Origin of the sequence: Lyngbya aestuarii BL J (assembly GCF_000478195.2) — a bacterium.
GTDB lineage: Bacteria > Cyanobacteriota > Cyanobacteriia > Cyanobacteriales > Microcoleaceae > Capilliphycus > Capilliphycus aestuarii.
The window spans coordinates 1-21,903 of record NZ_AUZM01000088.1; the positions used below are offsets into that span (position 1 = coordinate 1).

17 protein-coding genes are annotated in these 21,903 nt (G+C 41.6%); 10 read left to right on the forward strand and 7 right to left on the reverse strand.

Translation table 11 applies throughout. The features are described from left to right. On the reverse strand, window positions 1–411 hold a 411-nt coding region (locus M595_RS23995), incomplete at its 3' end, for a Rieske 2Fe-2S domain-containing protein (protein WP_023069134.1). Window positions 412–671: 260 nt separating this feature from the next. On the opposite strand from M595_RS23995, the gene M595_RS24000 reads away from it, so the two are divergent. The 4 genes from M595_RS24000 to M595_RS24015 all read left to right on the forward strand — a co-directional run bounded on the left by M595_RS24000 (window position 672) and on the right by M595_RS24015 (window position 6,509). Beyond that, a complete protein-coding gene (locus tag M595_RS24000) occupies window positions 672–2,438 on the forward strand; it encodes a fatty acyl-AMP ligase (RefSeq protein WP_023069135.1) in 1,767 nt (588 codons plus the stop codon). A gap of 304 nt (window positions 2,439–2,742) precedes the next feature. Further along, complete coding sequence (locus tag M595_RS24005; protein WP_023069136.1) at window positions 2,743–3,219, forward strand: acyl carrier protein; 477 nt, start codon at window positions 2,743–2,745, stop codon at window positions 3,217–3,219. Then, window positions 3,219–4,541 (forward strand): aminotransferase class I/II-fold pyridoxal phosphate-dependent enzyme, encoded by a 1,323-nt coding sequence (locus tag M595_RS24010; RefSeq protein WP_023069129.1) that lies wholly within the window; start codon window positions 3,219–3,221, stop codon window positions 4,539–4,541. Before M595_RS24005 ends, M595_RS24010 begins: the two co-directional genes overlap by 1 nt. Window positions 4,542–4,916: 375 nt before the next feature. After that, window positions 4,917–6,509 (forward strand): B12-binding domain-containing radical SAM protein, encoded by a 1,593-nt coding sequence (locus tag M595_RS24015; protein WP_023069124.1) that lies wholly within the window; start codon window positions 4,917–4,919, stop codon window positions 6,507–6,509. Between the two features lie 61 nt (window positions 6,510–6,570). Here M595_RS24015 and M595_RS24020 read toward each other — a convergent pair whose 3' ends face one another. The 3 genes from M595_RS24020 to cobU are packed head-to-tail and all read right to left on the reverse strand — an operon-like array spanning window position 6,571 to window position 10,406. Beyond that, window positions 6,571–7,536: an SMP-30/gluconolactonase/LRE family protein gene (locus tag M595_RS24020; protein ID WP_023069138.1), complete on the reverse strand. Its 966-nt coding sequence runs from the start codon at window positions 7,534–7,536 to the stop codon at window positions 6,571–6,573. Window positions 7,537–7,540: 4 nt separating this feature from the next. After that, window positions 7,541–9,796 carry a slr1591 family oxidoreductase gene (locus tag M595_RS24025; RefSeq protein WP_023069126.1) on the reverse strand — a complete coding sequence of 752 codons (2,256 nt, stop codon included), beginning with the start codon at window positions 9,794–9,796 and terminating at the stop codon, window positions 7,541–7,543. Window positions 9,797–9,845: 49 nt separating this feature from the next. Then, window positions 9,846–10,406 carry a bifunctional adenosylcobinamide kinase/adenosylcobinamide-phosphate guanylyltransferase gene (gene cobU, locus M595_RS24030; RefSeq protein ID WP_023069139.1) on the reverse strand — a complete coding sequence of 187 codons (561 nt, stop codon included), beginning with the start codon at window positions 10,404–10,406 and terminating at the stop codon, window positions 9,846–9,848. A 386-nt stretch (window positions 10,407–10,792) separates the two neighbouring features. Between cobU and dnaK the strand changes: the two genes are divergently transcribed. From dnaK to M595_RS24045, 3 genes are all read left to right on the forward strand, one after another. Further along, window positions 10,793–12,718, forward strand: a complete 1,926-nt coding sequence (gene dnaK, locus M595_RS24035) for a molecular chaperone DnaK (RefSeq protein ID WP_023069128.1) — start codon at window positions 10,793–10,795, stop codon at window positions 12,716–12,718. Window positions 12,719–12,854: 136 nt separating this feature from the next. Beyond that, window positions 12,855–15,770, forward strand: coding sequence for a DNA polymerase I (gene polA / locus M595_RS24040; RefSeq protein ID WP_023069131.1), 2,916 nt, complete (start codon window positions 12,855–12,857; stop codon window positions 15,768–15,770). 76 nt (window positions 15,771–15,846) lie between these two features. Continuing rightward, window positions 15,847–16,239, forward strand: coding sequence for a VanZ family protein (locus M595_RS24045; protein WP_040484601.1), 393 nt, complete (start codon window positions 15,847–15,849; stop codon window positions 16,237–16,239). 9 nt (window positions 16,240–16,248) lie between these two features. Here the strand turns inward: M595_RS24045 and M595_RS24050 are convergent, their stop codons facing one another. The 3 genes from M595_RS24050 to M595_RS24060 all read right to left on the reverse strand — a co-directional run bounded on the left by M595_RS24050 (window position 16,249) and on the right by M595_RS24060 (window position 19,042). Beyond that, window positions 16,249–16,914, reverse strand: a complete 666-nt coding sequence (locus M595_RS24050; RefSeq protein ID WP_023069127.1) for a Fe2+-dependent dioxygenase — start codon at window positions 16,912–16,914, stop codon at window positions 16,249–16,251. Window positions 16,915–17,067: 153 nt separating this feature from the next. Continuing rightward, window positions 17,068–17,934 carry a 4-helix bundle domain-containing protein gene (locus tag M595_RS24055; RefSeq protein ID WP_023069137.1) on the reverse strand — a complete coding sequence of 289 codons (867 nt, stop codon included), beginning with the start codon at window positions 17,932–17,934 and terminating at the stop codon, window positions 17,068–17,070. 109 nt (window positions 17,935–18,043) lie between these two features. Beyond that, window positions 18,044–19,042 (reverse strand): multicopper oxidase domain-containing protein, encoded by a 999-nt coding sequence (locus M595_RS24060; RefSeq protein WP_023069125.1) that lies wholly within the window; start codon window positions 19,040–19,042, stop codon window positions 18,044–18,046. 194 nt (window positions 19,043–19,236) lie between these two features. Here M595_RS24060 and M595_RS24065 point away from each other — a divergent pair, with 194 nt between their 5' ends. The 3 genes from M595_RS24065 (at window position 19,237) to recA (ending at window position 21,704) form a co-directional block, all read left to right on the forward strand. Next, window positions 19,237–19,806: a Uma2 family endonuclease gene (locus M595_RS24065; protein WP_023069132.1), complete on the forward strand. Its 570-nt coding sequence runs from the start codon at window positions 19,237–19,239 to the stop codon at window positions 19,804–19,806. Between the two features lie 14 nt (window positions 19,807–19,820). Continuing rightward, a complete protein-coding gene (locus tag M595_RS24070; protein WP_023069122.1) occupies window positions 19,821–20,390 on the forward strand; it encodes a Uma2 family endonuclease in 570 nt (189 codons plus the stop codon). 225 nt (window positions 20,391–20,615) lie between these two features. Then, window positions 20,616–21,704 carry a recombinase RecA gene (gene recA, locus M595_RS24075; protein WP_023069120.1) on the forward strand — a complete coding sequence of 363 codons (1,089 nt, stop codon included), beginning with the start codon at window positions 20,616–20,618 and terminating at the stop codon, window positions 21,702–21,704. Window positions 21,705–21,903: the final 199 nt, after the last annotated feature.

Genomic DNA, 21,903 nt, shown 5'->3' on the forward strand with positions numbered 1-21,903 from the left:
AGAATAGCATTCAGGAACTTGAGGAATTTCCCAGTCGGGTTCTTGAGCTTGATGGTGATAATACATAAAAATCAAGCCATTCAATTCTCGTACCGGCCAGCTTTTAATTTGAGTTTGAGGCGATTTATCCGTATAGGGAATTTTGACACAATCCCCCTGACAATTCCATTGCCAACCATGAAACGGACAGCGAATTGTCTCTCCTTCCACCGTCCCTCCGTACCCCAGATGAGCGCCTAAATGGGGACAATGGGCGTCAAGTAAATGAGGCGTTCCGTCTTCAGCCCGAAACAGGACAAAATCTTGACCAAAGTAGCGTAAGGGTAATACACCTTTAGCTGGAAGTTCATCGCTTGTGGCAATCCGAAACCAGCTATTGGGGAAAGGAGAGAGTAAATGGCTTGAGTTCATGGGAGTTATCGCGGTTTAGCCCGACAGGAACAGGAAAGACTAGATCAAAAAGCTGTAATAGGGAGGAATAGGCGATCAGAACACAGTCGTTAAGTTACAGCATTGTAAATGTTTCCATCAGTTTCGACAACATTTCCGCATAGAATAGATGATGGCTTTGGAGCCGCGCCAATTGACAGCGCGAAAGAACTGTCCAGAAAATACTGACGACGGTCGAGAAACTCTGTATCCTGGTTAAGTGAAAAAATTACGGCTTCTGAATGAATAGTTCAGATCATCCTGAAATCAACACTCTCGTTGACCTTCTACGCGCCCGAGCAACCCACGAGTCTGAGCAAGTCGGCTACAGATTTTTGTTAGACGGTGAAACTCAGGAAGTGAGTTTAACGTATCAAGCTTTAGATCAACAGTCTAGGGCGATCGCCGCTCATTTACAATCGATCTGTCAGCCCGGAGAACGGGCATTACTGCTGTATCAACCCGGTTTAGACTACATTAGTGCTTTTTTTGGCTGTTTGTATGCTGGAGTGGTAGCAGTTCCAGCCTATCCGCCTCGACCCAACCGTTCACTAGAGCGTATTGAAGCGATATTAGCCGATTCTAAAGCAACAGTTGCCCTCACGAGTCAGTCTATTTTATCTCTGATTAACCGACAACTCGAACAAGTTCAGTCGCTTCAAACTTTGCATTGGGTGGCGACCGATACCCTCGAAACGTTCGCTGACCACTGGCAAGAACCCGTTTTAACCTCGGATAGCCTTGCCTTTTTGCAATATACCTCCGGTTCGACTGCAACACCCAAAGGGGTAATGATCGCTCATGGTAATTTATTACAAAATTTAGCAGCAATTCATCGCTGTTTTGGTCATTCTCCCCAAAGTCAAGGGGTGATTTGGTTGCCTCCCTATCACGATATGGGTTTAATTGGGGGCGTATTGCAACCCCTATATGGAGGGTTTGGTGTGGTGTTGATGTCACCGTTGATGTTTTTACAACGTCCCTTGCGTTGGTTAGAAGCCATTTCTCGTGATCAGGCGACGACTAGCGGTGGCCCAAATTTTGCCTACGATTTGTGTGTGCGAAAGATTGCTCCGGCGCAGCGAGAAGGTTTAGATTTAAGCAGTTGGGAATTAGCGTTTAATGGGGCAGAACCCATTTACGACGAAGTGATTGAACGCTTTACCGAAGCATTTGCCCCCTATGGGTTTCGGCGAGAGGCGTTTTACCCCTGTTATGGTCTTGCCGAAGCGACTTTAATAGTCAGTGGCGGGGAAAAGAACGCTCAACCTGTTTTAGCCACTGTACAAGCCACAGCCTTAGCACAAAATCAGGTCGTCTATGATCAAGTCACTCCCGAAAATCGTCGCACGGTAGTCGGATGTGGTCAAAGCCTGGCCGATCACAAAATTGTGATTGTTGACCCTCAGACCTTAAAACTTTGTAAGGATCATCAAGTCGGAGAAATTTGGGTTTGTGGGCCAAGTATTGCCCAAGGATATTGGGGAAAAACAGAAGAATCAAAACAAAACTTTCAGGCGACACTTGCCGAGTCCTCATCTGGGCCTTTTTTACGAACGGGAGATTTAGGGTTTTTAGCAAACAGTGAATTATTTGTCACTGGGCGACTAAAAGATGTGATTATCATTAATGGTCGCAATTATTACCCGCAAGATCTCGAACGTAGTGTGGAACAAAGTCATTCTCTAGTACGACCCAATTGTTCAGCGAGCTTTTCAGTTGAGGTAGACGGAGAAGAACGCCTGGTGATTGTGGCAGAGGTTGAACGTCACTATCGGGAAAACCGTTGGGCAGACACTCCCTCAGAGAATGGGGCAACACAGTCATCAAAAGTGAAAGCGGTGATCCAGTCAATCCGCCGAGCGGTGTCACAACACCATGATTTACAAGTGTATGCGATCGCATTGCTTAAACCGGGCGGAATTCCGAAAACATCGAGTGGTAAAATTCAACGCCATGTCTGTCGAGCGAGTTTTCTCGCCCAAACGCTCAACACCATTGAAGAATAAGGGGTTAGTCCGTCTTTGTTGATCGCTATTTTTGACCATTGGGGAAATTTTATCCGGAAGATGATGCCAATTGAGCGGAAAAATAGGCTATCTCAATTTTGCTTTTTGGCGAAATCTGGAGATTTTATCGTAAATCCTTCTACTTTTATGGCTGTCATGGCAAAATAACCATCATGTCTTGCCCAAATCGAAAATTAGAATTCAGCACGGATAAACACAGGGGACACACAGGGCGAGAAATTTCCCAGGGCTACCCCGTAAACTGGAGTGATGCTAAATTTTTAGCGTGATGGAGGAGTGAATCATGCAACTGTTAAACGAGTCATTGAATGGAAAAACGGCTCCAGAGCCAATGGGGATAACGCTCAATCCGCAATCTCCTGTGGACTCCCCTGTATTATCTCAGGATGCTCAGGCAATTCAAGTATGGTTGATCGCTCAATTGGCAGAACGACTGGGACTTGAACCGGATGAGATTGATCTCGACGAGGATTTTGCTAACTATGGTTTAAACTCGATTGAGGCTGTTAACCTGTCTGGGGATTTGGAAAATATACTGGGGCGAAGGTTGCCCCCCACAATTCTTTGGGATTATCCAAATGTGGCAACATTATCGGAATATTTGGCAGAGGACACTTCACGCGATGCCAGCATTAACCCTTCTAGAGACAACATTCCTCCTGAAAAGGCAAAGGAACTCCTAGAACGACTGGATCAAATGTCCGATGAAGAGGTCGATGATCTCTTAAACTCGATGTTGTCAGAAGAGGAAAGTCATTAATGACCCACACATCAGAACGAATTGCCCATCTTACATCGACTGAAAAGCGATCGCTGTTGGCTGAGTTATTGCGTCAGAAGGCGAAATTAGCAACCCCTTCTGAAATTCCTCTAGAATACTACTGTTTTGAACATTATCCGGAGTATCGCAAGCTCAAGCAGCAACAACAGGAAATTGCCGCCCTGGGGATTAATAACCCGTTCTTCACGCCTCAAGAAGCGTTGAATAGCAATACGACGATTGTGGCAGGACGAGAACTGATTAATTATGCCACCTACAATTACGTCGGAATGTCGGGTGATCCGGTTGTTTCTCAAGCCGCTAAAGATGCCATTGATCATTATGGAACTTCGGTGTCTGCCAGTCGGTTGGTTTCGGGAGAAAAGCCTCTCCACCGAGAGCTAGAACGGGCAATTGCCGATTTTATTGGGACGGAAGATAGTGTTGTTTTTGTGGGGGGTCATGCCACTAATGTGACAACGGTGGGTCATTTGTTTGGACAAAATGATCTGATTGTTCATGATTGTCTCAGTCACAATAGTCTTCTGCAAGGATGTTTGCTCTCGGGTGCGACGGCTGTTGCTTTTCCCCATAATGATTGGGAAGCGGCCCGTCGAGTTCTCCAGGAACGCCGCCACCGTTATAAACGGGTTTTGATTATCGTTGAGGGCGTTTACAGCACTGATGGTGATATTCCGAACTTGCCTGAATTTATTGAGATTAAAAAGCGTCATAAAGCTTTTTTGATGGTGGATGAGGCGCACTCGATTGGTGTCTTAGGCGCGGCTGGTCGGGGAATTAGCGAATACTTCGGTATTGATGCGCGAGATGTTGATTTGTGGATGGGAACTCTCAGTAAGTCTTTTGCCAGTTGTGGGGGCTACATTGCAGGCGGGCAGGCTGTGGTTGAATATCTCAAGTATACGGCTCCCGGTTTTGTCTTTAGCGTGGGGATTTCTCCGCCTAATGCAGCTTCGGTATTAGCTGCAATTGAGGTGTTGAAGGCTGAACCCCAACGAGTGACTCGACTGCAAGCACGCTCTCGGTTGTTCTTAGAGTTGGCTAAACAAAAAGGTCTGAACACGGGAACCAGCAAGGATTCTCCTGTGATTCCGATTATTGTGGGTGACTCTCTTAAGTCGGTACAATTGTCCCAAAATTTATTTAAACGAGGGATTAATGTACCCTTTATGATTTATCCCTCTGTTCCCCATAACGGCGCTCGTCTTCGCTTTTTTATTACTTGCAATCACACCGAAGATCAAATTCGCTCAACGGTTGATATTCTCGCAGAAGAAGTGGAGAAAATGCACGAGCATTGAATGTAAAAATAGAGGTTAGTCATTCATTATGAAAAGCTAACCTCTTGGGAATGAATCGCTCAATTCCTGTTATCATTTAAAAGCAGAGTTTTGTCATTCATTTCGGGAAGAATGTCAAAATTTTAATTCCGCTAAATTGTTTCTCATGCTCTAATAATTCTTCAGGTAAGTAGAAGAACGGCTGAGTGGAAATAATAATAAGCTTGAATTTGACTGGAGTTAAAGTTTTGAGTTTCTCAAACTTGAACAACATACAATTTGTTCTACCAAATCTCTGCACAAATTCCCGAGAACATGAATCTCATCATACCTGCTATTGTGCATTTTAGAGAGTTTGGGCGTTAACTGTTCATTACAACACGAAGTAGATTAATTATGAGAGCTTTACTTTTATATCCCCTTTTTCCACCCAGCTTTTGGTCATTTGAAAAACTACTAGCTTTGGTTGAACGCAAAGCATTATTGCCTCCTTTGGGCTTGATTACAGTTGCCGCAATATTACCTCAAGAGTGGGAATATAAACTTGTTGACCGTAATGTTCGAGAGGTAACAGAAGCCGAGTGGGAATGGGCAGACCTTGTAATTATGTCTGCAATGATTGTTCAAAAAGATGACTTGATCGCTCAAATTCAAGAAGCAAAACGACGGGGTAAACCGGTGGCAGTGGGTGGCCCTTATCCGACTTCTCTACCCCATGAACTCGAAGAAGCGGGTGCTGATTATTTGATTTTAGATGAAGGTGAAATCACCTTGCCGATGTTTGTCGAAGCCTATAAACGAGGTGAAACCAGTGGAGTTTTTACCTCCAATGGCGAAAAAGCAGATGTGACTCAAACACCTATTCCTCGCTTTGATCTGTTGGAGAAAGATTTCTATGAAACAATCGCCATTCAGTTTTCTCGCGGTTGTCCCTTTCAATGCGAATTTTGCGATATTATTGTCCTCTATGGTCGTAAGCCGCGTACAAAAACACCAGCTCAAATTATTGCTGAACTTGAGTGTCTCCAGGAACTTGGTTTTCGACGAAATGTTTTTCTAGTCGATGATAATTTTATCGGTAACAAACGCAATGTTAAGTTGTTGTTGAAAGAATTAAAAGTCTGGCTGCATAAACATGACTATCCTTTCCGGTTCTTTACTGAAGCTTCGATTGATTTGGCAGGCGATCCAGAATTACTAGAATTGATGGTTGAAGCGAACTTCTATTCTGTATTCCTGGGGATTGAAACCCCGGATGAAGCCAGTTTAACCCTGACCAAGAAGTTTCAAAATACTCGGGACTCTCTCTCTGAATCTGTTAATAAACTTTCGCGAGCCGGGTTGGATGTAATGGCCGGGTTTATTATTGGTTTTGATGGGGAAAAAGCCGGAGCAGGCGATCGCATTGTTCGCTTTGTGGAAGAAACCGGAATTCCAATGGCAATGTTTAGTATGTTGCAAGCGCTCCCCAATACAGGTTTGTGGCATCGTTTAGAAAAAGAGGGACGGCTACTAAATGCCAGTGCAAATATCAACCAAACGACATTAATGAACTTTGTCCCGACTCGTCCCATTGAAGAAATTGCCCGAGAATATGTGGAGGGTTTTTGGCATCTTTATGATCCTCAAGTGTATCTAGATCGAGTTCATCGCTACTTTCTAAAAGTGGGCGAACCGCGAAATCCTGTAACTCGTCGCCGACTGACTGATCTAACAACATTGAAAGCGTTTTTAACAATCTGTTGGCGTCAAGGTATTGTTCGTAAAACCCGTTGGACATTCTGGATTTATTTTGTCGATATTCTCAGAAAGAATCCTAAGCTTTTCGCTCACTATATTTCCATCTGTGGTCATTTAGAACATTTCTACTTCTATCGCCAAATTGTTCGCGATCAAATTGAAGCACAACTTGCTGAATATTTGAAGGAAAAAGCAGCACTAGAAGCCCAAGAAGCTGAAGAAAAAAAAGTCGAAGAAATTGTTGCTTAGTCTAGGTTTATTAATGCTTATTATCCCTTGGTCGTAATAACCGAGGGATTTTTTGTATGATTTAATTTCCCGGTTTAATCCCTTCCACATTTAACCGGATTCGATACAAACCGCTACTCGCTGTAATATAAAGGGTTTTGTAGTCCGCATCTCCCCACGCTAAATTAGCGGCTGTTTCTGGCGTTTCTATAACGCCTAACTTCTCCCCCGTTGGTGAAAATACCCACACTCCACCCGGCCCGGTACTGTAAACATTTCCCAAACTATCGACTTTCATCCCATCAGGAACCCCTTTTTTATTGGGGTCTTTTTGAGTGGCAAAAATACGTCCGTTCGTTAACGTTCCATCGGGTTTAACATCAAATACCCGAATATGACCTTCCTGAGAATCATTCACATAAAGTTGGGTTTCATCGGGTGAAAAAGCAATCCCATTTGGACGCACAAAATCATCAATCAGTAATATTAACTCTCCATCCGGTGCCAGTCGATAAACCCCATAAAATCCTAATTCTTCTTGGTCTGACTTAATTCCATAGGGCGGATCAGTAAAATAAATACTTCCATCTGATTTTACCACTAAATCATTCGGACTGTTTAGTTTTTTATCTTGATATTCACGAATTAAAGTAACAATTTCGCCGTTTTTTTCAGTGCGAGAAACTCGACGGTTTGAATGTTCAGCCGTAATTAAACGGTTTTGTAAATCTAATGTATTTCCGTTGGCATTTCCTGACGGTTGACGAAAAACTTTAACAGGTTCGTTTGGTTTCCATTGATAAATTGTATTGTCAGGAATATCACTAAATAAGAGAAAACCTTCGGGATGCCAAACTGGGCCTTCTACAAATCGAAATCCCTCTGCTATTTTTTCTAAGGTCGAATTAGCATCTAAAATTCCCTTGATTTGCTGAGATTGTTGATTTTGAGTCATAGCAAATACGAATTTTTGGGCTGGAATACTTTCGGAAAATACCGGAGTTAACAATAAAATCAAACTTGCAACTTTAATGCTAAATTTATTCATATAGTTAAAGTTGAATTGTAATGGGTAATATCCCGGGACTCTGGGGTTGAACCTGACCAATAATACAACTATCTACATATCCTAAACGTTTGAGGTGATTTAGGCAAGAGTTGGCGTGTTCTAGAGGAATAGAAGCGAGTAAACCCCCCGAAGTTTGAGGGTCAAATAACAACGGGTAAAGGGGATGTTGGCTTGCTTGTTGTTGATTTTTAATCTTTTTTGAGAACTGATAATTTTCGGGATATAGGGAACTAAAAATGCCTTTATGGGTCGTTTCTTTTGCACCCTTTAAAATCGAAATAGCCTCTAAATTGAGTTCAACAGCAACACTAGATGTCCGAATCATTTCGAGTAAATGTCCGATTAACCCAAATCCGGTAATATCAGTACAAGCTGTAATTTTATATTGTTTAAAACAGTCCGCAGCCGCTTGGTTTGAGAGTAGCATTGACGCTATAGCAGCTTCTATCCAACGTCCTTTTGCTTTGAGTTGCATATCCGCAGCAAATAACGTTCCGGTGCCAATTGCTTTGGTTAAAATTAGTGCTTGGTTGGGTTTAATTTCACCTTTTCTCAAGAGTTTATTCGGTATGGCAAACCCATTACAAGTTAAACCTAAAGCTAATTTTTCACCTTCTGTTGTATGTCCACCAATTAATGAAGCTGACACAGTATTTAATACCTTGTTTACTCCTGATAATAAATGAAACAGTGTTTCTTCTTGTTTTGTAGAAGTTGCGTAGGGAAGCGTTACAATTGCTAATGCACTTTGAGGAGTCGCCCCCATTGCAAATAGATCATTTAAACAGTGATGAGTTGTAATTTTTCCAAATATAAACGGATCATCTAAGATCGCTGGAAAATAGTCAACTGTTTGCACGATGACTTGTTCAGTTGGTACCTGAATAACTGCCGCGTCTTCTGCCTCTTTGAGTCCGATTAATACATCTTCTCGTATTTCAGATTTAATTCTATTTAATACATTTTTTAAAACCGAACTTCCTACTTTTGAACCACAACCAGAACACCGCATTTTTGGGGATTTAACTTGAATTTTTTCTGGTTGATGAGGTTGATATGACATCGGTTCAAGATTGGTGAATTGATCCATAAATTTACGATCAATCTGATCTTTCCATCTCCACAAAAAAGAATAAGGCCCTAATCCAATAATACCACGAGATGCGATTGCTTTTTCGTTTCCAGTCCCAATTAAAATTAGAAATTGTTTTTGTGGAGTAAACGGTTTTAGCGTTTTTTCTAATAACGCCCGTCGCAAGTTTTCAAACAACGGTTGCCCTTGACGCACGGCAAAAACTCCGGCTTTGGGACGGGGATGATTAACCATCGTCGCGACATCTCCAGCCGCAAAAACATGGGGGTGAGATAGCGATCGCAATGTATCATCAACTTGAATAAATCCTTGTTTATCGGTTAATAATCCGGCTTGTTTTAACCAAGGGGATGCAGAAGCTTGAGTCACCCAAAATAGGCGATCACATTTTACTTCTAGTCCAGATTCACAACTAATTATTTTTTCTTCTCCTTCTGCTTTGACTGCATTTACCGTTTGTTGTAAATGTAATTTAACTCCTCTATTTCTGAGAATCTGTTCAACTTTTTGACCGACCCATTGACTGCGTTCGGGTAAAAGTTCTGCACCTCGTTGAAAGAGATGTAATTCTAGTTTATTCGCGGATGAATTCGTGCTAGAATAAATTTGAGATAAACATCCTTGAATTGAAAAAATTAGTTCCACACCGCCTGCGCCCCCACCAACGACTGCAATTCTCATTTTTTGATTGGGGTTTTGAATTATACTATTTTTCACCGTATTCCAATAGTCAATAAACTTAGAAATTGGTTTAACCGGAATCGAGTGTTCAGTTGCACCCGGAATAGATAAAGTAGCGGGTTTACTGCCAATATCAATCGATAAAATATCAAAAGAAATCGGAGGATGATTTTCACAAATAACCTGATTTTTTTCTAAGTCTAAACCCATTGCCCGATCTAAGATCATTCTGGCTTGAGAAAATTGAGTTAATGGACGTAAATCAATATGACATTCATCAAAGTTATATAAACCTGCAACATATCCCGGTAACATTCCAGAATAGGGAGTATGAGACACGTCTGTAATTAGAGTTAGACGGACTCCAGCGATGGGGTTCATGCCGAATTTTTTTAAAACAATAGCATGGCTATGTCCGCCACCAATGAGAACTAAATCTTTGAGAATGGGTGTAGAAGATTTCATGGTTAAGTATTGAGATTGACAGCAATTCGTTTGATGACGTTTCAAATTATTAGTTTAACGGTGAACCCAACTGACTTAAGTTTAAAACATAACCTGCTGTCACTAAATAAACCGGATTAGCAATTGCCCCAATATTTCGGGTTAATATTCCTAAACGATCACGAAATAGACGACCCATCGGATAAGCAGGAACGACACCCCATCCAGTTTCTTCAGCCACAAAAATAATTTGTCCTGATGTTTGGTTGAGAGTTGTGATTAACCCCTCTAAAATCTGTTGCCAACCTTCATCGTCTTGTTCTAAAAGATTGGCTAACCACGTCCCTAAAGAATCCACTAAAATGCAGGTATTGGGCTGAGAAATCTGTTGTAACGTTGCGGCCAACTCCACCGGAACTTCTAGAGTTTTCCATTCAGGCGGACGACGACGTTGATGTTTTTGAATGCGATTTTGCCATTCTGTATCAGTGGAATCTAGCCGAGAAGTGGCAATATAAATCACAGACTGACCCGAATTTTGGGCTAATGTTTCCGCCCATTCACTTTTACCCGAACGTGCAGGGCCAGTAACCAAAACTAATCGAGATAACGGTGTTAAGGGTTCAATCATAGCAGTTGAGAAGTTCAGGAGTTCAGAACTCAGAAGTTGGGAAAAAAACTGTTCACAGAAAAAATTGACGGCAAATACAACCGTAAGATACGGTTTGCCACAAGGCCGAATAAAATTCCACTGCTTACAGTAGTAAATACACAATCATACAAGCACAAACCCATGTAAGTCTGACCGTCATCGTCGAGGTTCGGTAAACCCACCTTCAAGAAAAGGACTAACCGCCCACAGTATAGAAATATGCAATCTATCTTAAAAACTGTATTCAAACCGGACTCGCGACTCAATCGAATCAGCAGGTGTAACTTGCAGTGAGTCAAGCACCCACAATAATAGGGCGGTAACAGTATCAGATTCTATGTAGTCATTGGAGATAATTAACCCTTATGGGAAAAGTAGTTGGAATTGACCTCGGAACCACAAACTCTTGTGTCGCTGTAATGGAAGGGGGTAAACCCACTGTAATTGCGAATGCTGAAGGTTTACGCACGACTCCCTCTGTTGTAGCTTATGCTAAAAACGGAGATCAATTGGTGGGACAAATCGCCAAGCGTCAAGCCGTGATGAACCCGGACAACACCTTCTATTCGGTGAAGCGGTTTATTGGACGCAAACACGAAGAAGTTACAAACGAAACCGCAGAAGTTTCCTACAAAGTTATCCGCGATAACAGTGGAAACGTTAAACTCGATTGTCCCGCCCGTGAAAAGCAATTTGCCCCGGAAGAAATTTCTGCCCAAGTTCTGCGTAAACTGGTTGAAGATGCTAGTAAGTATCTCGGTCAAACGGTTACAGAAGCAGTTATTACCGTTCCAGCATATTTTAACGACTCTCAGCGTCAAGCCACCAAAGACGCAGGTAAAATTGCAGGTATTGAAGTTAAGCGGATTATCAACGAACCCACGGCGGCATCTCTGGCCTATGGTTTAGACAAGAAAAGCAATGAAACCATTTTAGTTTTTGACCTTGGGGGCGGTACGTTTGACGTCTCTATCCTCGAAGTCGGCGATGGTGTTTTTGAAGTATTAGCCACCTCTGGAGACACTCACTTAGGTGGGGATGACTTTGATAAACAAATTGTAGACTACCTGGCTGAACAGTTCATGCGGGATGAAGGAATTGACCTCCGCAAAGATAAGCAAGCCTTACAACGCTTGACAGAAGCGGCAGAAAAAGCCAAAAAAGAACTGTCTAGCCTGACTCAAACTGACATTAACCTGCCTTTTATTACCGCCACTCCAGACGGCCCCAAACACCTTGACACGATGTTGACTAGAGGGAAGTTTGAGGAAATTTGCGCGGATTTAATTGACCGTTGTCGCATCCCCGTTGAGAATTCTCTGCGTGATGCTAAGTTGAACAAGTCTAATATTGATGAAATCGTATTAGTTGGGGGTTCGACTCGGATTACAGCGGTTCAAGAATTGGTCAAACGGATATTGGGTAAAGACCCCAACCAATCTGTTAACCCTGATGAAGTGGTAGCGATGGGCGCTGCAATTCAAGCGGGTGTACTCGCAGGTGAAGTTAAAGATATTCTGTTGCTGGACGTTTCGCCGTTGTCTTTGGGTGTTGAAACCCTCGGTGGCGTAATGACCAAGATTATTCCCCGTAACACGACTATCCCCACCAAGAAGTCAGAAGTCTTCTCAACTGCGGTTGATGGACAAACAAACGTTGAAATTCACGTTCTTCAAGGGGAACGAGAAATGTCCAACGACAACAAGAGTTTGGGAACCTTCCGCCTTGATGGTATTCCCCCGGCGCCGCGTGGTGTTCCTCAAATTGAGGTAACATTTGATATTGATGCCAACGGTATTCTCAACGTTACGGCGAAAGATAAAGGAACAGGGAAAGAACAGTCTATTAGTATTACTGGGGCTTCGACTTTACCCGATACTGAAGTTGAACGGATGGTTCAAGAAGCTGAACAAAATGCTTCGACTGACAAAGAACGTCGGGAAAAAATTGACCGCAAAAACCAAGCCGATTCCTTATCTTATCAAGCTGAGAAACAAATTAGCGAACTGGGAGACAAGGTTCCCGCCGATGAGAAAACCAAGATTGAAGGGATGATTAAGGATTTGAGAGAAGCGATTTCTCAAGATAATGATGAGAAAATCCAAACCTTAACCACTGATTTACAACAGGCGCTTTATACTCTCAGCAGTAACCTCTATCAACAAGCAGGTGGGGCTGAGGGCGCACCGGGTGAAGGCGCACCTGGCCCTGAAGCTGGAGATTCGGCGTCATCGAGTAGCAGTAGTTCTTCCGAGGATGTGATTGATGCTGACTTCACCGAAACGAAGTAAGTAAACAATCGATTAAATTGATTATACTGAGGGTGTGTTAGATGTCTAACGCACCTTTTTTTGATCATCCGAAAGAGGTTGAAGATGAGGTCAAATCAAAGGTAAAATAAATCTATTGCTGTCTAATGGGTTCGACGTGGCAAATTCTCCAGTTTGTATTTTAGTTGATGGTCATTCTTTGGCGTTTCGCGCTTACTATGCGTTTGCGAAAAGTCGGACAGGAGGACTACGAACCCAGACGGGAATTCCTACCAGTGTGTCTTTTGGGTTTCTCAACTCGCTGCTGAATACGATTAAAACCTACAAACCGGACTATTTAGCTATTGCTTTTGACCTCCGTGAACCCACTTTTCGCCACGAAGCTGACGCCACCTACAAAGCCAATCGTTCGGAAACTCCTGAAGATTTTATCGAAGATATTCGTCATTTGCAAGAAGTTTTAGAAGGGTTAAATGTTCCCATTATTACGGCTGTGGGATATGAAGCCGATGATGTAATTGGAACTTTAGCAAAACAAGGACGGGAAGCGGGATATTCTGTTAAAGTTCTTTCGGGAGATCAAGATTTATTTCAATTAATTGATGGGGATGAAAAGATTAGTGTGTTGCATTTATCCCCCGGAAAAGGAAACCAAACTACAGAGTTTAAAATTCAAAATGTTGTTGATAAACTCAATATCAAGCCCGAACAATTGATTGATTATAAAGCGTTGTGTGGTGATAAATCTGATAATATTCCCGGTGTACGCGGAATTGGGGATAAAACGGCGGTTCAGCTTTTGAGTGAATATAACTCTTTAGATGAAATTTATGCTTCTTTGGATAAAATTAAAGCCGCAACTCGCAAAAAGTTAGAAGACGGAAAAGAAGCCGCCTATCACTCCCAAAGAATGGCGACAATTGTTCAAGATGTTCCGTTAAAAATTTCTGTTAATGACTGTGATTTTACTCGATTAGATTTTAGCAAAATTATTCCCAAACTAAAAGAGTTGGAATTTTGGTCTTTTGTTGAAGAAGTTGAAAGCCAACAAGTCTTTGAAGAAACGGTAGACGCAACTGAAGAAAATCTCTCGAAGTCTGAGTCTGAAAATTCATCAAATCAGCCCTCAGATCATAATGATGAACTCAGTTTTTGGAGTTATGAAGAAACTCAAGCCGCCCAAAAAACCGCCGAACAGAAGTTAATTCAGCCTGAAATTATTCAAACTGAAAAACAGTTACAAGAATTAGTTAAAACCCTAGAAACGTTTACCGATAAAAATAATCCCGTTGCTTGGGATACCGAAACCACTGCTTTAGAACCGCGAGATGCAAAATTAGTTGGAATTGGCTGTTGTTGGGGAAATAAAAAAACCGATATTGCTTATATTCCCCTCGAACACACAACCGGAAACCAACTGAAAAAAGAGATAGTTTTAGAAGCCTTACGTCCGATTTTAGAAAGCGAAAACTATCCCAAAGCACTACAAAATGCAAAATTTGATCGCCTAATTTTCAAAGTTCAAGGAATTAATTTGGCTGGCGTTGTCTTCGATACAATGTTAGCGAGTTATGTGTTAAATCCTGATGATAGTCATAATTTAACTGAACTTTCCCGCAAATATCTAGATTCGGGAATACTCGCAAAAAGTTATAAAGAACTCTCTCTGACTAAAAATCAAACCATTGCAGATTTAGATATTCCCACGGCTGCTGAATATTGTGGTTTGGATGTTTATGCGACATATTTACTCGTTCCCAAACTGCGGGAAAAATTACAAACATTTCCCAAACTTCATAAACTATTGTTAGAAGTAGAACAACCCCTCGAACCCGTTCTCGCAGAAATGGAATATCAGGGAATTAGAATTAATGTTGATTATCTCAAACAACTTTCATCACAACTTAATAAACAGTTAGAAACAATCGAAAAACGTGCGTATGAAGAAGCCGGAACAGAATTTAATTTGGGTTCACCTAAACAACTCAGCAAACTATTATTTGAAACCCTCGAACTCAGTACGAAGAAAAGCCGCAAAATCAAAACAGGTTACTCTACAGATGCTAAAGTTTTAGAAAAGCTTAAGGGTGATCATCCGATTATTGATAGTATATTAGAACATCGAACCCTTGCTAAACTCAAATCAACCTATGTTGATGCTTTACCAGAGTTAGTTCATCCTCAAACTCAACGCATTCATACTGACTTTAACCAAGCGATAACGGCGACTGGAAGACTGTCTTCGTCTAACCCAAATTTGCAAAATATTCCCATTCGCACTGAATTTTCTCGTCAAATACGTCAAGCATTTATTCCCGAACCCGGATGGTTATTAGTATCAGCAGATTATTCTCAAATTGAGTTAAGAATTCTCGCCCATTTAAGTGATGAACCGATATTAGTTGAAGCCTACGAAAAAGAGCAAGATATACACACCGTAACCGCCCAGTTTTTATTTGAAAAAGAAACCCCAAAAGATGTAACTCCCGAAGAACGACGCTTTGGAAAAACGATTAACTTTGGGGTAATTTATGGAATGGGGGCGTTAAGATTTTCTAGAGAAATGAAAGTCAACACTACAAAAGCTAAAGAATTTATCGAACGCTTTAACGAACAATATCAGCAGCTTTTTGAATATTTAGAACAACAAAAGAAAACCGCAATTTCTCAAGGTTATGTAACAACGCTGTTGGGGCGTCGCCGTTATTTCAATTTTGAAAGTTCAAGTCTGAAAGAACTTAAAGGAAGTCCATTAGAAAAAATTAATCTTGATGAATTGAAAAAAATAGGTCAATATGACGCGCAATTATTACGGGCTGCGGCGAATGCGCCTATTCAGGGTTCAAGTGCTGATATTATAAAGATAGCGATGGTAAAATTGCAGGATGTTTTGCAAAATTACAACGCTAAACTGTTATTACAAGTTCACGATGAATTAGTTTTTGAAGTTCCCCCGGAAGAATGGGAAGAATTACAACCGCAAATTAAACAAACGATGGAAAATGCTTATTCGTTGAACGTTCCCCTACTCGTTGATATCCACGCGGGTGACAACTGGATGGAAGCAAAATAGATATTTCCGGAATGGTCACAAGCGCTGTTGGAGTCATCGATAGCAGTTTAAAGATTAGGTTTTTACCGCTATCAATATGAAAATTAATCAGCGTGGTTGGATAGTAATTGCTATCTTCTATTTGATGCTTATTTTTGCAATAATGTTAGTCGCTGATTTTGGAAAACTCCCGAAAGTGCAACTTGAAAAAATTCCCAACTATGATATTATCGGACATTTTTTTCTCTACGGAATTGCTTCTTTCGTGTGTCATCGCGCCACAAATAGACGCATGATGATGGTTTTTAAATATCCGATTCCGTTTGGACCTTTTTTATTTACCCTCGTTACCATTGGTGAGGAAATGCTACAGCAAATTTTACCCCATCGTACTTTTAGTTTACTCGATTTGGGGGCAAGTTTACTAGGAATTATCTTATTTTATAAACTCGGTGAACTGTGGTTTCCCAAAAAATCCTCTCAATATTAACTGATTTGTTTATTCTGCCCATTTTCTCAACAAATTGGCTACACTTTTAGAAATTAAATCAAATTCTGGGGTTTTTCCTTCTCTCGCAAACATCGCGCGTCTCGCTGTATCCAAATCAAATAAAATCTCTCGTTGACTCGCATCTCTCACCAAACTTTGTACCCAACCGACAACAACCAGTCGAGTTCCTTTTGTCACAGTATCAACTCGATGTAACGTCGAAGATGGATAAACAATCATCGCCCCTGCTTCCAGTTTATACGCTTTTTCATCATCCGCACTTTCAATCACTAATTCCCCACCTTCATACTCATCAGGAGAATTTAAAAACAACGTAAATGATACATCTGAACGTAACAAACGACTCCCCATTAACGCATTATCCGTATGGGTTCCGTAAGACATTCCCTCCTCATACCGACTAAATAACAGTGAATGAATACGCCGAGGGCGAACTGCTGTCTGAAACAAAAGATTCTGTTTAATAACCTGTTCAACTTCTGTTTTTAGTTCTTTTAATAAACTGCTTCCCGATTTTAATTGTTGATTATTTTTAACCAGTTTTGCGTGCCAACCTGCGGTTAATTTCCCTTCCACAAATTCTGCTTTTTCTAAACGAGTTTGAATAGAATTTAGTTGTTCGGCTGTCAAAACATCGGGAATCGAAAAAATCATCTCAAACTACTTGTATTTTGTCAAAATCTATTTTATAATACTCTTATGCTAAGATTGGGCATAAATTGTCCCCGCAAACAAATCGGGTTCATGTAAAGACCTACCGGAGTAAGCCTCTACAAACTCACCGAGCAACTCGGGCGAAATTCCAACCTATGAACCCGTTGACGGAGAGGAAGCAACACGAGAACTGTATAATTCAATCTTAGAAACCAGTCCTTGAACTTCACTCGGCGTTTGAACCGGAGTTTCTGGGGGCGTAACAGACGGCCAAGCCGCTTTTAATTCTGCCATGGTTTCCATAATCACTTGATGATCTTCGGGGTAATTTTGCTGCATTTCATCGGCAATATTTTGATATAATTGTTCAGAATACAACACAAACCCCCGAGAGTCTTGATACTCCGCCAGTTCAACCACTTTCCCGTCTGCAATAGCCGCTTGATATTCCTCTGCTGCCGTTGCTAACATTTGATTAATGACATTCATTACGAACTCGGGAGATTGACGCTGAGACTCGGGAATCGCTACAATGGCTGTATTAACAGACTCCATCGCTTCCTCAAACGCCGCTTCTGTCTCGGGTTGAGCCGGCGCCGTCTTGGATAAATCGTTCAATTGGTTTAAAGTAGACTTAAACTGAGGCACATTGCGATCGTCAAGTTGACCTTCTAAACCGCCATACAATTCCTCAACCGGGTGTCCAATATGGGGTTCAGCTTGTTCGTAGTTTCCCGCTTCTCTAAGTTCTTCGGCGACAATCAGATGACCTTTCATCAATCCCAACGTTGTCATATAATCAACATCAGGATTTCCACTGCTACCCGCTTCACCGCCTTCGCCGCCTTCTCCGCCTTCTCCGCCTTCACCGCCTTCACCGCCTTGAGTAACCGTTTCAACAGAAGTTGTCTCTCCCGACTCTCCCCCTTCCCCTGTCGTTGATGGACTGCTACAAGCCACCAAAGAGACAGCCAAACCCGTTGCTAAGAATAATTCTACAGATTTTAAAGACTTTTTCATGTGAACTGCCCGTTTTCTCAATTGACAACAATAGACTTCCAGGCTAAAATTTAATGCAAAGATTTGTCAATAAAATCTAATAACTTTTAGAAAATTTTAAGAAAAATTCTCAAGTCGCAATCACATCAAAATAACCCATACAACCCATTTCCGCGATCGCATCTTGGTGAGGATGAAACATATAGCGACCGGGGTAAGAGTAGGAAAACTCCAAAATATGACGTTCTGCGGTTCCCATTGTAATCACATCGGATTCTTCGTTGGGGGTTAATGTGCGTCCGGTGCGATACACTTGAAACATATTAGCATGAATATGAAAAGTAACTGCGGGATCGAACTCAATCATATTCAACAAATACAACCGCACCAATTGATTTTGATAAATGCGAATGGGATGATCTCGATAATAATTGGGAATACCATTAAACGCATAAAGTTCATTTTTTTGATCATTATTAATATCAAAACCTCCCATAACCATCACCATTTCATCAGCAGGAGGACGACCTTCAGGCGGGTCAACAATAAACAGTCCGTACAACCCTTTACTAATATGTCGGGTTACGGGTGCAACATGACAATGATAGGGATGAACTCCGTAGGGTTCGGCTTCAAATTCATAGATTTCTGTCTTTCCATGACGCACGGGTTTAACGCCATCCATTTCGACAGGGTGAGTCCCGTGAAAGTGCATACTGTGGGAACTTCCATCTTCATTATGAAACACAATTCGCACCCGTTCCCCTGCTTTTGCTCTTAAAGTTGGGCCAGGAACTCGACCGTTTAAATTCCAACTTATAAAAGAAATTGCCGAGTTTAATTGCAAAGTTGAACTGTTAGCAGTAACTTCAAATACTCGTATCGTTCGACCGTTTTCTTGTAGAACTTTACCATAATCAAAATCCCGCAAAATTGCCATCGGATTAAAATTAAGATTTGTCGCTTCATTTTGTTCTTCTAACGGCGGAATTTTTACCGATGAAGAAGTTTTGAAACTAGAATTCAATATTGCTGCTGTTGCTGTTATACCCAACCCAGTTAAACCCCAGGTGAGAACTTGGCGACGACTCCAGCTTTTTGTATTAAAATAATGAGATAAATTTGACACGAGTTTCTCCTTAAAATAGTTAGTGTTATAATTATCTTTAAATTTTAAAAAGCTTGTATTTGGGCTTCAAGCCTAAATCTGATGTTTATAAAAAGTTGAATTCTCAACGGACTATCAAGACAACTTTACTCTGATTATTACTTTACCATAATTTACTGTTCTTGCAATCAATTATCAATTAATGGGAACGAAAGATGACCCCACTGATTTTAAACTTAGATACGGTTAATCTCAGCGACGAACAATTTTATCGGTTGTGTCGCGCCAACTCAGACTGGAAACTCGAACGTACACCAACCGGAGAACTTGTAATTATGCCACCTGTTGGCGGAATAAGTGGAAACAGAGAAGCCGACTTAATGGGTTTACTGTGGTTATGGAACCGTCAAACCGGACTCGGAAAAGTATTTAGTTCTTCAACAATTTTTCGTTTACCCAATGGAGGAAATCGTTCTCCCGATGCAGCTTGGGTAAAATTAGAACGGTGGGAAAGCTTAAACGCCGAACAACAAGAAAAATTCCCCCCCATTTGCCCAGATTTTATCATCGAACTGCGATCGCGAACCGATTCCCTCGAAACCCTTCAACAAAAAATGACCGAATATCTTGATAGCGGTCTAAAATTAGGGTGGCTCGTTAACCCGCAACAACAGCAAGTCGAGATTTATCGCCCCAGTCAGGCTGTTGAGATTGTTCAACTCCCCAGTCGTTTATCGGGAGAAAGTTTGTTACCCGGATTTGAACTCGATTTAGCCCAATTTTGACCAACACGCTAAAGATGACCCCACTGATTTTGAATCTAGATACAGTTAATCTGAGTGACGAACAATTTTATCGGTTGTGTCGCGCTAACTCAGACTGGAAACTCGAACGCACACCAACCGGAGAACTTATAATTATGCCACCTGTTGGCGGAGTGAGTGGAAATAGAGAAGCCGACTTGATCACTGATTTGAATTTATGGAACCGTCAAACCGGACTCGGAAAAGTATTTAGTTCTTCAACAATTTTTCGTTTACCCAATGGAGGAAATCGTTCTCCTGATGCAGCTTGGGTAAAATTAGAACGGTGGGAAAGCTTAAACGCCGAACAACAAGAAAAATTCCCCCCCATTTGCCCAGATTTTATCATCGAACTGCGATCGCGAACCGATTCCCTCGAAACCCTTCAACAAAAAATGACCGAATATCTTGATAGCGGTCTAAAATTAGGGTGGCTCGTTAACCCGCAACAACAACAAGTCGAGATTTATCGCCCCAGTCAGCCTGTTGAGATTGTTCAACTCCCCAGTCGTTTATCGGGAGAAAGTTTGTTACCCGGATTTGAACTCGATTTAGCCCAATTTTGATATTGATGAAAGCATCAAACTTCGTTACAATGAGCAAACGTGAGTTAAAAACGAGTCGAAAGCTCGGCGCTGTGGAAACAGACGCTTTATCACATCTTGTAAATTAATCCAATGAGCGGTGAGTGAGAAGCCAGTCAAGCTGGTAAGATACGAGCATATTATATCTGTTTGACCCGGCTCCGCATAAAAAAATCCTACTAAATCGTAACAATGGGATCAAAACGAATGGCTACAAAAGTTGGCGATAACGCCGAAAAGCAAAAAGCATTAGCTCAAGTTCTCAACCAAATTGAGCGGAACTTTGGAAAAGGATCAATCGTCCGTTTAGGCGATGCTCCCCGCATGAAAGTCGAAACCATTCCCAGTGGAGCATTAACCCTAGATTTAGCCCTGGGTGGGGGAATCCCCAAAGGACGGGTAATTGAAATTTATGGCCCAGAAAGTTCGGGTAAAACCACTTTAGCCTTACACGCGATCGCCGAAGTCCAGAGAGCCGGGGGAGTCGCCGCCTTTGTCGATGCAGAACACGCCCTCGATCCCAGTTACGCATCCGTTTTAGGGGTTGATATCGAGAACCTGCTGGTGTCTCAACCCGATACCGGAGAAATGGCGTTAGAAGTCGTCGATCAACTGGTGCGTTCAGTTGCAGTTGATATTGTGGTAATTGACTCTGTAGCGGCTTTGGTTCCCCGCGCAGAAATTGAAGGGGATATGGGAGACGCTCACATGGGGTTACAAGCGCGTTTAATGAGCCAAGCCCTGCGGAAAATTACTGGTAATATTGGTAAGTCCGGTTGTACGGTTATTTTCCTCAACCAACTGCGTCAAAAAATTGGAATTACTTACGGAAACCCCGAAACCACAACAGGCGGAAATGCGCTGAAGTTTTACTGTTCAGTTCGACTCGATATTCGCCGTATTCAAACCCTGAAAAAAGGCTCCGATGAATATGGAATTCGGGCTAAAGTTAAGGTTGCTAAAAATAAAGTAGCTCCTCCTTTCCGCATCGCTGAATTTGATATTATCTTCGGAAAAGGGATTTCAACATTGGGCTGTTTAGTTGATTTAGCCGAAGAAACAGGAATTATTAAACGTAAGGGTTCGTGGTATAGCTACAACAGCGATAATATTGGTCAAGGTCGAGAAAAAACCATTATTTACATGGAAGAAAACCCCGAATTTACCGCGAATATTGAGAAATTAGTTCGCGAAAAATTAGATGGCGGTGCAGTCGTTTCTTCTAACTCAGTCGGACAGGTTGATGAGTCTGAAGATTATGAAAATGACGAAAATGGAACCGGAGAAGAAGAATAATAAAATCAACGTTTTTCTCATAGAGAATTAGGAGTTAGGAGTTGGGAGTTAGGGTTGATAAATCATCCTCAATTGTGAAGTTATAACGCCCTAATTCCTATTGATTTTAACTCTAAGATTTGACAATTAAAACACAGAAAATATAACCTCCTTAGCCTTAGTGTTGAGGGGGTTTTTCACTGATTAAATGAGTTTCTAT

Excerpts from the sequence above, each read along its gene's own strand:
- M595_RS24005 (WP_023069136.1), top strand. The coding sequence starts at position 2,743 with ATGCAACTGTTAAACGAGTCATTGAATGGAAAAACGGCTCCAGAGCCA.
- cobU (WP_023069139.1), bottom strand. The coding sequence starts at position 10,406 with ATGATTGAACCCTTAACACCGTTATCTCGATTAGTTTTGGTTACTGGC.
- M595_RS24015 (WP_023069124.1), top strand. The coding sequence starts at position 4,917 with ATGAGAGCTTTACTTTTATATCCCCTTTTTCCACCCAGCTTTTGGTCA.
- M595_RS24010 (WP_023069129.1), top strand. The coding sequence starts at position 3,219 with ATGACCCACACATCAGAACGAATTGCCCATCTTACATCGACTGAAAAG.
- M595_RS24065 (WP_023069132.1), top strand. The coding sequence starts at position 19,237 with ATGACCCCACTGATTTTAAACTTAGATACGGTTAATCTCAGCGACGAA.
- dnaK (WP_023069128.1), top strand. The coding sequence starts at position 10,793 with ATGGGAAAAGTAGTTGGAATTGACCTCGGAACCACAAACTCTTGTGTC.
- M595_RS24045 (WP_040484601.1), top strand. The coding sequence starts at position 15,847 with ATGAAAATTAATCAGCGTGGTTGGATAGTAATTGCTATCTTCTATTTG.
- M595_RS24020 (WP_023069138.1), bottom strand. The coding sequence starts at position 7,536 with ATGAATAAATTTAGCATTAAAGTTGCAAGTTTGATTTTATTGTTAACT.
- M595_RS24055 (WP_023069137.1), bottom strand. The coding sequence starts at position 17,934 with ATGAAAAAGTCTTTAAAATCTGTAGAATTATTCTTAGCAACGGGTTTG.
- M595_RS24050 (WP_023069127.1), bottom strand. The coding sequence starts at position 16,914 with ATGATTTTTTCGATTCCCGATGTTTTGACAGCCGAACAACTAAATTCT.
- recA (WP_023069120.1), top strand. The coding sequence starts at position 20,616 with ATGGCTACAAAAGTTGGCGATAACGCCGAAAAGCAAAAAGCATTAGCT.
- M595_RS24070 (WP_023069122.1), top strand. The coding sequence starts at position 19,821 with ATGACCCCACTGATTTTGAATCTAGATACAGTTAATCTGAGTGACGAA.
- M595_RS24025 (WP_023069126.1), bottom strand. The coding sequence starts at position 9,796 with ATGAAATCTTCTACACCCATTCTCAAAGATTTAGTTCTCATTGGTGGC.
- M595_RS24000 (WP_023069135.1), top strand. The coding sequence starts at position 672 with ATGAATAGTTCAGATCATCCTGAAATCAACACTCTCGTTGACCTTCTA.